Origin of the sequence: Carbonatibacter coralli (genome assembly GCF_039592655.1) — a bacterium.
GTDB classification, from domain to species: domain Bacteria; phylum Pseudomonadota; class Alphaproteobacteria; order Kiloniellales; family Kiloniellaceae; genus Carbonatibacter; species Carbonatibacter coralli.
In genome coordinates, this window is the sequence record NZ_JBBUTJ010000002.1 from 237,952 (window position 1) to 251,227 (window position 13,276).

The window sequence follows — 13,276 nt, forward strand, 5'->3', positions numbered from 1 at the left end:
ACAGCACCTCTTTGTGACATCACGCCTTCATTTTTTCAGACACGTCTCTCGGCAGTATCTTTTCGAAAGTGCGTTTTTTGGCGTGCGTTTTTCGGCGTGCCTTTTCGGGCATATCTTTTTCTGCGTGTTTTTTCAGGCGTATTTCAAATCTCAGGCATAGGACATCTGCATCGCACCATAGCGCACGGTTTTGCCCTGCGGATTGACGCGCATCAGGTCCTCACCGACCAGCACAGGACCGGAAAAGTCGGCCTTGACCTCTGCCAGCAGGACCGCGCGGTCACTGTCCGGCGGAACGATGTGGGTCAACAACAAGGCCCCGGCATTGGCGCGGGTTGCCACCTTGCCCACCACATCAGACAGGGTGTGATAGCTGGCCACAGCTTCGATCGTTTCGGCCGAGCGCACACCCGGGACAACCGGCATGTCGCGGTGGATGAAGACCTCGTGGACCAGCAGGTCCACCCCCTGCGCCGCCGCAATCAGGCGTTCGCATTCCGTGGTGTCGCCCGACAGGGCAATGCGGACATCGGTGTCTTCTGCAGAAATGACAAAACCGAAGGCCGGGTCAACCGGCTGGTGATCCACCGCCACAACCTCGAACAGCAGATCGCCGATTTCCAGCCTGTCCCCGTCGCGGATTTCATGCACCTCCAGCTCCAGTCCCGTGACGGACGGGCGCTTTTCATGGGCGATGCGCAGCTCGCGCTCCTCCTGCCAGACCGCCATGGTTTTCTCGACAAAGTCCCGCGTGCCTTCCGGTCCATAGATCACCTGCGGCTTCTCGCGCCCCTGATGCCAGGCGGAAATCACCAGCTGATAGAAATCGATCAGATGGTCGGAATGCAGATGGGTCAGCACCAGCGCATCCAGCACGCGACCGGAATAACCCGCGCCCACCAGCCGCTGGGTCACGCCTGATCCACAATCGATCAGCACGGCCGTCTGGTTGTGCACGACAATCTGCCCTGCGCCGTAACGCTCTGTATGAACCGCCGGACAACCCGTCCCCAGAAGTGTGATTTCCATAGCCCTGTTTCGCTTTCCTGTCTTGTTGTCCCTGTTTTATCTGTCTTTTTCAGCAGCAGGAGGTCAATCCTGACCTGCTTCCCCGCCACCGCTCACAGTCTCTTCCGGTATAGCATCATCTGCCGCGCGATCAAGCGTGAGACGGAACAGGCAGCCGCCACCCGGGGCTTCGTGCAATGTCACCTGCCCGCCGTGGCGGCTCATGATCTCCTGCACAATCGGCAGGCCGAGGCCACAGCCGACACTGTCGGTCTGTCCGGTCCGCTCAAAGCGTTCAAAGACCTTGCCCCTCAGCTCCGGCGCAAGCCCCGGTCCGTTGTCCTCAACCTCCAGCGTGATCCCGTTTTCCCCGCTGTGCAGGCGCACCGTCACCCTGCTCCCGGCCGGGCAGTAGTTCAGCGCGTTGTCCAGCAGATTGCCCAGTGCCTCGACAATCAGCGGACTGTTGACCTGCACGGGGCAGGGCTGGTCGCAGTTTTCCAGCCCCAGATCAATGCTGCGTTCCAGCGCCCGGGGAACAAAGGCACCGGTGACTTCCGATGCCAGATCCCGCAGGTCCAGCCGCTCGCGCTCCAGATCGCCAGACCTGCCGTTCGTAGCCGTGGCAAGTGAAAGCAGCTGGTTGACCAGGCGGGTCGACTGGTCTGTCGCCTGCACCAGATAGCGCAGGCGCTTGTCCAGATCGCTCTGCCCGGCTCCCTGCCGGCCTTCCGGAGTGTCCTGCTGGCTGGACTGCAGTGCCAGCTCGGTTTGTGTGCGGATCACGGACAGCGGTGTGCGCAGCTGGTGTGCCGCGTTCGAGGTAAAGCTGCGCATGGCCGTGATCGAGCTTTCCAGCCGCGCCATCAGATCGTTGATCCCGTCGACCAGATGCTGCACCTCTCCCGGAACCTTGTGTTCGATGGGGCGCAGGTCATCCGGACTGCGGCGCTGCAGGGCTTCTTTCAGGCGCGACAAGGGCTTCAGGCCCCAGCCGATCCCGAACCAGAACAGCGCCCCCGCCACCAGCACCAGTGTCATCTGGCGCAGCACCGCCTCCTGGACCATGCTGGCAATCAGCTGCTCGCGTGCCAGCGTGGTCTCCGAGACCTTGACGAAATAGCGGGTGGAAAAGTCGGGGGCCGCGATGAAGCGGCTGACCAGGGCCACCCGGATTTTCTCGCCCTTGTAGACGGCATCGTAAAAGATATTCTCCTGATCCTGCCGCAGCAGGCTTTGCAACAGGCGCCGGGGAGGATCGGGCAGATCGTCATAGCCAGTCAGAAAGGCTCCGTCCTGTGTATAGATTTCATAGAAAACGCGGTCTTCCGCCGTCGAGGTCAGCATTTCGAAGGCCACAAAGGGAATATCGACCTCCAGCGCACCATCCACCACCAGCACGCGGTCGGAAATCGCAAGCGCAGACCCCAGCAGAACCCGGTCATAGGCATTGTTCGCCCCCACCCGCGCACTCTCGCGCATTTCCAGCAGCATCAAACCACTGAGAAAGGCCAGCGCCACCAGACAGAGCAGCAACAGACGCCTGCGAATGGAACTGCGCCCGCTCGGCTGCTGTGTCGCAGAGCCCCCTGCCACGGAAGACTGCGCGGCCGTCCCCCGAAAGGCCCCGCTTCCGCCTCCAGCCTCTGAATGTCCTTCTCCACCGGAAGGCCCGGCGTTCGGCGATGCTGCATCACGAACCATCCGGTCACTCATGGCTCTCTCCTTCCACAGACAAGCTCAAGCCCAAGCTCCTTCCCGTTCCCCTGCCGCCTGCCCGACGCCGGAGCAGCGAAAGCAGCCGGAAACAGCAACCGGCCCCCTGCAAGCAGCGCCCCGGAAAAATACAGCCGGAAAAATACAACCGGGAAAAATACAGTCGGGGAGAATACCACCGGGCACAGTCCGGCAGGGCTGATTGGCAGAGGGAAAAACAGCAAGGCTTGTTCATGGCTTTTCCAGCAGATAGCCCAGACCGCGCACGGTTTTGATCTTCAGCTCCGATCCCGACAGCTTCTTGCGCAGGCGGCTGACGTAAAGCTCAATGGCGTTGCTGGTGATCTCGTCATCAAATCCCGCAAGGCTCTCGGCAATCTGGTTCTTGCTGATCACCTTGCCCGCCTTCATGACCAGCAGTTCGATCAGGCACAGCTCGCGCTTGGGCAGGTCCAGCGCTTCCCCTTTCAGCAGGACCGTACGGGTGTTGCTGTCAAACTGAAGTGCCCCGACCTCGATCACCGGTGATTTGTTGCCATTGCTCCGGCGCAGCAGGGCGCGCACGCGGGCTTCCAGTTCCACCAGTTCAAAGGGTTTGACCATGTAGTCATCCGCGCCAAGATCCAGCCCGCTGACCCGGTCCGGCAGCTGATCGCGCGCAGTGAGGATCATCACCTGCGTGTTGTTGCCCCGCGCCCGCAGGTTTTTCAGAACCTCCAGACCGTCGCAGCCGGGCAGCGACAGGTCCAGGATCACAACATCAAAGGATTCCACGCGCAGGATACCATCGGCATCCAGCCCGTCGTGCACGACATCCACCGCCAGCCCGCGCCGCTCCAGCGCCGTGCTGATCCCGTTTGCCAATGCCGGATTGTCTTCTACGACCAGTGCTCTCATGGGCCCAGACTAGCCTCTTGTCTTTTTGAAGGGAAGCCTTAGGCTTGGGAACAGGACTTTTCTTTTTGCTGTACAAGGGGTCTTACGTGCCGCGCCTTGCTGTTCTTTTCCGTCTGGCTCTGTTTCTCCCCGCTCTGGCTCTCGGCTGGCTTTCCGGTGCGGCGGCGCAGGAGTTTGTCTATCCGGCAACGGTGAGTTCCGAGGCACAGAAGGGTCCGGACCAGGGGGCCAACAGCCTGCGGATTTACAGCACCACGGACAAGAGCATCTTTGAACCGGTCATCCGCGACTTTCAGACCGCACATCCCTTTATGACCATCCACTATTTCGAGCTTCAGTCGCTGGACCTGCACGAGCGCATTCTGGCCGAAAGCGATCAGAACGGCATCACCGCAGACCTTGCCATCAGCTCGGCCATGGACCTGCAGATGAAGCTGGTCAACGACGGCTATGCCCGCTCGCTGGACATCCGCACCCCCAGCGACTACCCCCAGTGGTCCCGCTGGCGGAACGAGGCCTTTGGCATCACCTTTGAACCCGTGGTGACGATCTACAACAAACCCTTCTTCGCCGGGCAGGAGTTCCCCGCCAACCGCACGGCCCTGACCGATTACCTCAACGCCGCACCGGCGGGACTGAACGGCAGGGTCGGCACCTATGACATCACCCAGAGCGGGGTTGGTTTCCTGTTCATGGCGCGGGATATCAGCCAGTACAGCGCCATCTGGGAACTGACCCAGGCGCTGCAGGTCAACAGCCTGCAAACCCACGTCAGCTCATCCGACATGATCCGCCAGGTTGCCAGTGGTGAACTGAAACTGGCCTACAATGTCCTCGGCTCCTATGCCGTGACCTTCATGGACCGCTATCCCGATCTGGGGGTCTCCTATCCCGAAGACTACACACTGATCTTCTCGCGCATTGCGCTGGTCCCCAAAAAGGCCGGGTCCTCCGTGGCCGGGCGACTTTTCCTGCAGTACCTGCTGTCTGCCAAGGGGCAGGAGCTGATCATGGAGACCACAGGCTTCAATCTGCTCGACAGCAGGCCCAGCAGCGAGGAAACCATCAACGAGAACTCCAACAACTTCCAGCCAATCAAGGTCAGCCCCAGCCTGCTGGTCTATCAGGACCAGATCAAGCGCCGCAAAATCCTCGAACGCTGGAAACGCATCCTTCACGGCCCCGACCAGTCCAGCGCCCTCCCCCTCAGCCGCGGTCAGGTGGAGTGAGCTTCCACCCTGTGGAACTCCGTATTTCCGGAAAACCAGAAAACAGAAACGACCTCCCGAAACTTTTTTTTATCATGACAGCTTCATGACAGAAAAGGCCGCTAGGGTTTGATGAAGCCGTTCTCAAGAAACGGGTCGGGAGGCATATCAACCGCTGCAAGGCGCATGAACCGTGATCACACGGCGGCGTGCAGGGGTGGCTCCGGGCCTGCAGGAAGGGCGATCTGAAACCGGAGGCTTAAAATGAAAACACTTTCCAGACTGCGCATGACGCGCCGCACCTTTGCCGCAACCGCGGTCGCAGCAGCCCTGTCCCTTTCGCTGGGCGCGGGTTCCGCTTCTGCTGCCGATATCGACAACATTCACTTCCTGATCCCCGGTGGCGCCGGTGGAGGCTGGGATGGCACCGCGCGCGGAACGGGCGAGGCCCTGACCAAGTCCGGTATTGTCGGCAAGGCATCCTATGAAAACATGTCCGGCGGCGGGGGCGGCAAGGCCATTGGCTTCCTGATCGAGAACGCAGCATCCAACCACGACACCCTGATGGTCAACTCCACCCCGATCGTGATCCGCTCCCTCGTCGGCCGTTTTCCGCACAACTTCCGTGACCTGACACTGGTTGCAGGCACCATCGGTGACTACGCGGCCTTTGTGGTGAACAAGGACAGCGACATCAACAGCTTCAATGACCTGCTGGAAGCCTATCGCGCCAACCCGCGTGATGTCGCCATTGGCGGCGGCTCTGTTCCGGGCGGCATGGACCATCTGGTTGCAGCCATGGCCATGCAGGCAGCCGGCGAAGACCCCACCAAGGTGAAGTACATCCCCTATGACGCAGGCGGCAAGGCCATGGCCTCCCTGCTCTCCGGCGAGATTGCAGCCCTGTCCACCGGTTTCTCCGAAGCTGTGGCACTGGCCCAGGCTGGCGAAGTGAAAATCATCGGCATGACAGGCGCAGAACGCAATGACGCCTTCCCGGATGCCCCGACCCTCAAGGAGCAGGGCGTGGACACCGAGTTCGTCAACTGGCGTGGTTTCTTTGCAGCGCCGGGCCTGCCGGATGCAAAGGCAGAAGCCTATCGCGCTGCTCTGGCAAAGATGTATGACACACCGGAGTGGGAAGAAGTCCGCGCCCGCAACGGCTGGGTCAACATCCACAACTCCGGCAAGGATTTCGAAAGCTTCCTGGTCAATCAGGAAACTGTCATCAAGGATCTGATGACCAAGCTCGGCTTCCTTTGATCTCCTGACGGAGTGAGGCAGCACGTCCCTGTTGTCCCCGGACAAGGCAGTCGGAGGCTCTCCGGCTGCCTTGTTCACAGGGCTGTCCCTGCCGTCTTCCCTTCCAGACACGTACAGGCTCGGGACCCTCGACCCCAAGGCCCCCTTCGCTCGATCGGGCATGCAGGCAAAAGCGGGAAGACCGCGGAACTGCAAGTCCCCGCAGCATCCGGCAGGGTCCGCACAGAGGTTTTGTCCCAGCCCGCAACAAAGGACCGGACACATGACGCTGGACCGAACGATAGCGCTGTTCTTTCTGCTTTTCTGCGGCCTCTACGGTTTCGCATCCTTTGACTATCCCCTGCTGCCCTTTGAGCGCAACATGGTCTTCCTGCCCAACACCATGCCCACGGCCCTGTCCGTGATCGGTATCGGTCTGTCCCTGATACTGCTGATCAGTGGCGGCAAGCCGCAAACCGCAGAGGCACAGGCCGAGCAGGACAGGAAATTCGCTGCCCTGAAGGAATACAAACTGGGTCAGGCCGCCCTGATCGTCGGAGCCATGGTCCTCTACGCCCTGGTTCTGCGCCCGATCGGTTTTATCCCCTCCACCATCGCCTTTCTTGTCGGCTGCAGCTGGGTGCTGGGGGAACGCAAAATCATCAAAATGGTGAGCGTTTCAGCCATCGGCACTGTTGGCATCTGGTATCTGGTGCAGGAAGTGCTGGGGATTTTCCTCCGCCCACTGCCCGCCTTTATCGGCTGAACCGAAAGGAGCTTGAAAAATGATCGAAGGTCTTCTGATCGGTCTGGCCACGGCCTTTTCCCTTCAAAACCTCCTCTTTGTGATCGCGGGCTGTCTGATCGGGACACTGATCGGGATGCTTCCCGGTCTGGGGCCGATGTCAATTATTGCGATCATGATCCCTGTTGCCATCAGCATCGGTGATCCCTCCGCGGCCCTGATCCTGCTGGCCGGAGTCTATTATGGTGCAATTTTCGGAGGCTCGACTTCCTCCATCCTCATCAATGCTCCGGGCGTTGCCGGGACTGTTGCCACCTCCTTTGACGGTTATCCCATGGCGCAAAAGGGGCAGGCCGGCAAGGCGCTGACCATTGCCGCCATCGCTTCCTTCGCAGGCGGGACCATCGGGGCGATCCTGTTGCTGGCCTTCGCCCCGGCGCTGTCATCCGTCGCCCTGCTGTTTCACTCTGCCGAGTACTTTGCGCTGATGGTCGTCGGGCTGTCCGCCATTGCTGCCTTTGCCGGTGAAGGCAAGGTTCTCAAGGCCCTGCTGATGACAGTGATCGGCCTGATGCTCGCCACGGTCGGGGAGTCCGCACTCTTTAACGCCCCGCGCTTTACCATGGGGCTGCAGGACCTCCAGTCCGGCTTCAGCTTCATCACGCTGGCCATGGCACTCTTTGCCCTGCCCGAGGCCCTGAACCTCGTGTTCAATCCGAACAAGGGACAAAACAGCGAGGACAATGGCCAGATCAGCAACCTGCGCATCACAAGGGACGAAGCCAGGGCCATGGCCCCTGTTGTCGGACGCCAGTCCATCCAGGGCTTCCTGATCGGCGTGATGCCCGGGGCCGGAGCGACACTGGCTTCCTTCCTGGGCTATGCGGTGGAACGCAACATTGCAAAAGGCGCAGAGCAGGACGAATTCGGCAAGGGGTCCATCAAGGGTCTTGCCGCGCCGGAGACCGCCAACAACGCCGCCTGCACAGGCTCCTTCGTGCCGCTGCTGACACTGGGCATTCCCGGTTCCGGCACCACAGCGATCCTGCTCGGCGCGCTGATTGCGCTGAACGTCAATCCGGGGCCCCGCCTGATGGTCGACAACCCGTCTGTCTTCTGGGCTGTGATCATCTCGATGTATGTTGGCAACGTGGTTCTGCTGATCCTCAACCTGCCGCTGATCCCCTACATTGCCAGGCTGCTCACCATTCCGCGCAACTATCTGATCCCCTTCATCCTCTTCTTTACGATGGTCGGGGCCTATATCGGGCAGAACAACGCCACGGAACTGCTGATCCTTGTCGGGCTGGGTCTGATGGCAACGGTCCTGCGCTTTGCAGACTTCCCGCTGCCTCCGCTGCTGATCGGCTTTATCCTCGGCGGCATGCTGGAAGACAACTTCGCCCGCGCGGTCAACCTGACAGACGGCCTGCATTTCATGTATGATCGCCCAATGACACTGGGGCTTCTGATTGTCGCCCTGCTGCTGATCATCGTGCCGATCTGGCGCAGACGGGCCGCCCGCAAGGCATCCGGTTCAAGCAGCACCTGATCTTCAGGGGGAAGCCCTGTCTGCACCGGGCTTCCCCCTGACTGTCCCGAAACGTGACAGCTCCACCGACCTGAACAAAGAGAAACAGAAAGGTTTTCATCCATCCACCCACACTCCTGTGTCCCGTAGCCGATGTGTGTTCCAGACGACCCGGACTTTCCCTTTCACCTGCACGGGATCACACAGGCATCACGCCCCTGCCGACGGCTTCCGATCACCACAGACCCCGAACAGCAAAAAAGACAAAACAGACATGTCCGGCTCCCTTCCCCGTTTTCTCCTCGCCCTGACCATTGGTGGCTGTGGCGGCTTTCTTTTCTGGCTTTTGAGCCTGCCGCTGCCCTGGCTGCTGGGTTCACTGAGCGCCAACCTGATCGCCTCGGTGTCCGGCGTTGGCATTCAGGTGCCCAAACCGGTGCGCCAGATGATCCCCGTTGTGATCGGCATTCTGGTCGGCACCACCTTCACGCCGGAGGTTGTCGCCCACGCTGCAGAGTGGATCCCCAGCCTGAGTGTAACGGTGGTCTATGTCTTCCTGATCACGGCCATTGCACAGGTTTTCTGCCGCAAGGTGATGGGAATGGACAAGATCACCTCGCTCTTCTCCGGCCTGCCCGGGGGCCTGTCGGAAATGACTCTGATGGGGGAGGAAGCCGGAGCAGACATTCGCAAGCTGACCCTGATTCACGCCTGTCGCGTGGCGTGGGTGCTGTTTCTGATCCCCATGCTGCTGACCTATGTGCTGGTCGCCACACCCGCCCCGACAGCAGCCCAGGCAACCCTGAACAGCTGGTCGCTCACAGACGGCCTGATCCTGCTGGCCTGTGCAGCAGTGGGCTACCCGGTCGCAAGGCTGTTGCGCATTCCGGCGGACAAGATCATCGGTCCGATGGTGCTCAGCGCCGCATTGCATCTTTCCGGTTTTATCAACTCTGTTCCGCCTTCAGAACTGACCCTGATCATTCAGATCGTGCTCGGCTCGGCACTGGGCGCACGCTTTGCCGGCGGGTCTTTACGTGAAATCCGCAAGGTCCTCACCCTCGCCACCATGATGACCATCGCCATGATGAGCGTCACCTTCCTGACCGCCTGGGGACTGGCCCGCTGGACAGGCCTGCCATTCGAGGCCCTGATCCTCGCTCTCTCCCCCGGCGGGATTGCGGAGATGGCCCTGGCCTCTCTCTCCCTCGGCCTCGACCCGGCCTTTGTCACCACCCATCACGCCCTGCGCCTGATCGTGATCGTCTTCATCGCCCCCTTCTTCATCCGTCACTTCGTCAAAAAGGCCAGAGAAGAAGCAGGCTAGACCTGTTCCGGGGCTTGTCACAGGACAGGACCCTGTTCCCGCAGTCTTCAATGATCCCGCTGTGAGACTGTTTGTATCCGGGAGCTTCCCGGATCAGGAACCGGGACCAGACAGAGAATGACCGGATCAGACCACCGGGCTGCAGCACAGCATAATGCGGATCGGTTTTTCGCAGTTCCCCTGCATCGATCACATCGCCGATAAAGCTGACAACCGGGTCATTGCGAACCTCATACCTTGAGAAAATGCCCAAGACTCGCCTTCCTGAAAATCCGCCCCTTGTCGCTTCTCCCCGGGAAGTCACGCAGGCATCTGCTGGGTGGCGCAGTGGATGCCGCCGCCGATTTCGCCCAGGGCATCGACGTTGAGCGTAACCACCTCGCGCCCCGGATAGTGGCGCTGCAGGGCTTCAACCGCGAGTTCATCGGTTTCGCGGTCTCCGAACTGCGCAGCAATGACCGCACCGTTGCAGACATAGTAGTTCGCATAGGATGCAACGAAATCCGGCGTTTTGATGCGCCTCAGGCTTGGGTCCGGCTCGGGGATCACCTCAAGCTCCAGCCCGGCGGCCACTAGTGCGTCATAGGTCTCCAGCCCTGCTGTGTGGAAGGGATCATCCGGGTCCGGATTGTCCGGCAGATTGATCAGAACCCGTCCCGCTCCGCTGAAACGCGCAAGGCTGTCGATGTGATAATCGGTGATATCCTCTCCGTAGACGCCCTCTGACCAGATCATGCGCTGCGCGCCATAGGCACTGAGAAGACGGCGTTCAATCTCGTCGCGCGACAGACCGGGATTGCGGTTCTCGTTCACCCACGAGCTTTCATGCGCCAGCAACAGACCGTGACCGTCCTGCTCCACTCCGCCGGCTTCTCCGACCAGACCGCTGGGCACAAGCGCCAATCCCAGGCGCTCGGCCACGCGCGCGGCAACCTGCCCGTCGCGCCGGTGCAGCTGCCTGTTGCCCCAGCCGTTGAACTGAATGTGACTGATGGCCAGCCTGCCATCGTCATCGCGGGCAAAAAGCGGCCCGGAATCGCGGCACCACAGGTCCTCTGTCGGCACATCCCACAGCGTCACCGCCTCTGAAAGCATCCTGCGCGCATCCCTGTGCTCCTCTGCAGCCGCCAGCAGGATCACGGGCTCGAACTGCGCGATGGCATTGGCAATATCGGCAATTGTACCCTGCAAGAGCTCAAGAAACTCCGGCTCATCATGCACCAGCCCGCGCGCAGGCCACTGCATAAAGGTCAGTTCATGCCTGCTCTCTTCCGGCGGAACGACAAGGCGCCCGTAGGCCCCGGTTTGGGAGGCCTCCGTCCCCGATACGCCAGAGAGAGAAACAGAAGACACCGCCACGGCCGACAGCGGCACAGCAGAGCGAACCGAACGCCCCAGCAAGGCCCCTGCCCCCAGCGCGACACTCCCCGCAACAAAGCGGCGTCTGTTCAGGATTTTTTTCATCCCCGTTCCTTTCAGTCTGCCCAGAAAATGCCAGCGCCCCCGGAATTGTCGGCCTGATTGTCCTGTTTTTCAAACGATAACAGCCACAAGGATCAAAAAGAAAGGGATCTGTCGCCTCTCAACCGTCGTAAGTGAATCAGGCAAATCAATTCGTTGAACAGGGTTCGAAATGGCCCGGAAAACACAGGAAAACCCGGTCGGCTGTCATGACAAGAATGTCTCCTTCTGCTGTCAGTGAACTCATCGAACTGGCCTGGTGCGACAAGACCTCATTCGAGGATATCCGGCATCAGACAGGCCTTTCAGAAACAGAAACACTGCTGATCATGCGCAGGAACCTGAAACCCTCCAGCTTTCGTCTCTGGCGAAAACGCGTCACAAACCGCAACGCCGGCGGACGGATCTCCAAACACAGAAAGAACCGGAACAGATGAGCTCTCCTGCGGTTGCGGGAACCGCAGAGCAAAAAACTTACGGGCGGTTGCGGGAACCGCAGAGCAAAAAACTTACCGGCGGTTGCAGGAACCGCAGAGCAAAAACTTACGGGCGGTTGCGGGAACCGCAGAGCAAACCTTACGGGCGGTTGCGGGAACCGCAGAGCAAACCTTACGGGCGGTTGCGGGAACCGCAGAGCAAAAACTTACAGGCGGTTGCGGGAACCTGTTCAGGCGCTTGCCGGGACCACAGGATCATTCTGCCGCAGCCCTTGCGCACAACATCGAACAGAAAGAGGCTCTCATGAAGAAACAGCATCTCCCGCTAAAGCTTTGTCCTGTCTGTCAGCGCCCTTTCATCTGGCGCAGGAAGTGGGCGAAGGTCTGGGATGAGGTCAAATACTGCTCCAAACGCTGCAGCGCCAACAGGGGAAAGGCAGTGTCATGACCCTCCCTGTTCAGTCTCTGGCCTCTGGTCTCTGGCCTGTTTCCCCGGCCTCCTGCAAGTGCAGAGGCAATGACAAGGGCAGGAGCCAACACAACAGCAGGCGTCAGGGCTGCAGCACCCCGACAACCTTCAATACATTTCACGCAAGGGAACCGAAGATGATTACCGTTTTTTACGATGGTGCATGCGGCCTCTGTTCAAGGGAAATCAACTATTATCGCCGGATCGCCCCTCCTGCTGTTTTTGACTGGCAGGACATCACAAAAACCACAACAGAGCTGGAGCGCGAGGGCATCAGCCTCACCGAGGCCCTGCGCCTGCTGCACGCAAGGGACAGCAACGGCACGCTCCACATCGGCGTCGATGCCTTTATTCTGATCTGGCAGGAACTGAAGCACTGGCGTTTGCTCGCAGCCCTTGTTTCCCTTGCCCCGATTCACTGGCTCGCCCGTCATCTCTACACCACCTTTGCCGCCTGGCGTTTCAAACGCCTGCCCCACTGTCAGGTCGACACCGGCAAAAGCAAGACAGAGGCACAAGGCGCTTCAGCCGACAGAAAAACCGGACTTTCGTAACAGAACCCGGTCTTCGTCAGCTTGCATCCAAGTTCGCTTTTACCCAAATCATCTTTTCCAATGCCTTGCCGGGCTTTACAAAAGATCAGCAATCGAGCCGTTATTCAAACTCTTTGAAGAAAGCTTCGAAGTTTGGGTGTCTCAGCTTCCGCAAGGTTTTTTCTTCACTTTATTCCATTGTTCCTGAAAAAATCGGCCAGTATATGGTCACCTTCCCAATAGATTTCAAAACTGCATTCCAGATCAAGCTTGCTCAGAATTTCCATGTGTTCAGGCCAAAGAGTAGGCCCTCCTGTACCCTTTGAATGCCAGATACAGTTCACCAGCATCTTCACATCCGGGAGTTCTCTGATCTTTTGCAAACGCTCTTCTGCACCTTCAAGTTTCCGCAAAAGCCAATCCAGATGATGGCGCGTATCACGAGAATCAACCTTCCCTTCAGAACTCAAACACCAAGCCGGCATTTGATCCACGCCCTCATGCTTAATGGAATGCGCGGCAACATCCTTTAAATTAAAACAGAAAGTCGGTTTGATCTCCAACATTCGGGTGATCTGACCCGTGGCACAACAGGACGGATAGATTGTCAGCACGGCACAGGTCTTTGCACAGGTGCCGTAGTTCTCATCCAATGGTGTTAAGCGGGATTCAAGAAGTTTGTCGTCTGTCATCGGGTTCCTT

At 59.5% G+C, this 13,276-nt stretch carries 14 protein-coding genes; 8 read left to right on the forward strand and 6 right to left on the reverse strand.

The window, feature by feature from the left end:
* Positions 1 to 150: 150 nt before the first annotated feature.
* The 3 genes from AAAH10_RS06580 to AAAH10_RS06590 form a co-directional block, all read right to left on the reverse strand.
* Entirely contained in the window at positions 151 to 1,029 is an 879-nt protein-coding gene (locus tag AAAH10_RS06580) for an MBL fold metallo-hydrolase (RefSeq protein ID WP_343561803.1), read from the reverse strand.
* 63 nt (positions 1,030 to 1,092) lie between these two features.
* Complete coding sequence (locus AAAH10_RS06585) at positions 1,093 to 2,724, reverse strand: sensor histidine kinase (RefSeq protein WP_343561805.1); 1,632 nt, start codon at positions 2,722 to 2,724, stop codon at positions 1,093 to 1,095.
* Between the two features lie 231 nt (positions 2,725 to 2,955).
* The gene (locus tag AAAH10_RS06590; protein ID WP_343561807.1) at positions 2,956 to 3,621 is read right to left on the reverse strand and encodes a response regulator; all 666 of its coding nucleotides are present in this window, start codon (positions 3,619 to 3,621) and stop codon (positions 2,956 to 2,958) included.
* Between the two features lie 86 nt (positions 3,622 to 3,707).
* Here AAAH10_RS06590 and AAAH10_RS06595 point away from each other — a divergent pair, with 86 nt between their 5' ends.
* The 5 genes from AAAH10_RS06595 to AAAH10_RS06615 all read left to right on the forward strand — a co-directional run bounded on the left by AAAH10_RS06595 (position 3,708) and on the right by AAAH10_RS06615 (position 9,674).
* A complete protein-coding gene (locus AAAH10_RS06595) occupies positions 3,708 to 4,850 on the forward strand; it encodes an ABC transporter substrate-binding protein (protein WP_343561809.1) in 1,143 nt (380 codons plus the stop codon).
* 243 nt (positions 4,851 to 5,093) lie between these two features.
* Positions 5,094 to 6,092, forward strand: a complete 999-nt coding sequence (locus AAAH10_RS06600; RefSeq protein ID WP_343561811.1) for a Bug family tripartite tricarboxylate transporter substrate binding protein — start codon at positions 5,094 to 5,096, stop codon at positions 6,090 to 6,092.
* 262 nt (positions 6,093 to 6,354) lie between these two features.
* Positions 6,355 to 6,837, forward strand: coding sequence for a tripartite tricarboxylate transporter TctB family protein (locus tag AAAH10_RS06605; RefSeq protein WP_343561813.1), 483 nt, complete (start codon positions 6,355 to 6,357; stop codon positions 6,835 to 6,837).
* 19 nt (positions 6,838 to 6,856) lie between these two features.
* Complete coding sequence (locus AAAH10_RS06610; RefSeq protein ID WP_343561815.1) at positions 6,857 to 8,368, forward strand: tripartite tricarboxylate transporter permease; 1,512 nt, start codon at positions 6,857 to 6,859, stop codon at positions 8,366 to 8,368.
* 253 nt (positions 8,369 to 8,621) lie between these two features.
* Complete coding sequence (locus AAAH10_RS06615; RefSeq protein ID WP_343561817.1) at positions 8,622 to 9,674, forward strand: AbrB family transcriptional regulator; 1,053 nt, start codon at positions 8,622 to 8,624, stop codon at positions 9,672 to 9,674.
* On the opposite strand, the gene AAAH10_RS06620 is transcribed toward AAAH10_RS06615, so the two are convergent.
* Positions 9,646 to 9,927 (reverse strand): hypothetical protein, encoded by a 282-nt coding sequence (locus AAAH10_RS06620; protein ID WP_343561819.1) that lies wholly within the window; start codon positions 9,925 to 9,927, stop codon positions 9,646 to 9,648. The genes AAAH10_RS06615 and AAAH10_RS06620 overlap by 29 nt on opposite strands.
* Positions 9,928 to 9,974: 47 nt before the next feature.
* Positions 9,975 to 11,138, reverse strand: a complete 1,164-nt coding sequence (locus AAAH10_RS06625) for an agmatine deiminase family protein (RefSeq protein WP_343561822.1) — start codon at positions 11,136 to 11,138, stop codon at positions 9,975 to 9,977.
* 206 nt (positions 11,139 to 11,344) lie between these two features.
* Here AAAH10_RS06625 and AAAH10_RS06630 point away from each other — a divergent pair, with 206 nt between their 5' ends.
* The 3 genes from AAAH10_RS06630 (at position 11,345) to AAAH10_RS06640 (ending at position 12,595) form a co-directional block, all read left to right on the forward strand.
* On the forward strand, positions 11,345 to 11,572 hold the full coding sequence (locus AAAH10_RS06630; RefSeq protein WP_343561824.1) for a TIGR03643 family protein: 228 nt from the start codon (positions 11,345 to 11,347) through the stop codon (positions 11,570 to 11,572).
* 304 nt (positions 11,573 to 11,876) lie between these two features.
* Positions 11,877 to 12,020, forward strand: a complete 144-nt coding sequence (locus AAAH10_RS06635) for a DUF2256 domain-containing protein (protein WP_343561826.1) — start codon at positions 11,877 to 11,879, stop codon at positions 12,018 to 12,020.
* Positions 12,021 to 12,178: 158 nt separating this feature from the next.
* Positions 12,179 to 12,595, forward strand: coding sequence for a thiol-disulfide oxidoreductase DCC family protein (locus AAAH10_RS06640; protein ID WP_343561828.1), 417 nt, complete (start codon positions 12,179 to 12,181; stop codon positions 12,593 to 12,595).
* A 164-nt stretch (positions 12,596 to 12,759) separates the two neighbouring features.
* Here the strand turns inward: AAAH10_RS06640 and AAAH10_RS06645 are convergent, their stop codons facing one another.
* Positions 12,760 to 13,266 (reverse strand): DUF4279 domain-containing protein, encoded by a 507-nt coding sequence (locus tag AAAH10_RS06645; protein WP_343561830.1) that lies wholly within the window; start codon positions 13,264 to 13,266, stop codon positions 12,760 to 12,762.
* Between the last annotated feature and the right edge of the window lie 10 nt (positions 13,267 to 13,276).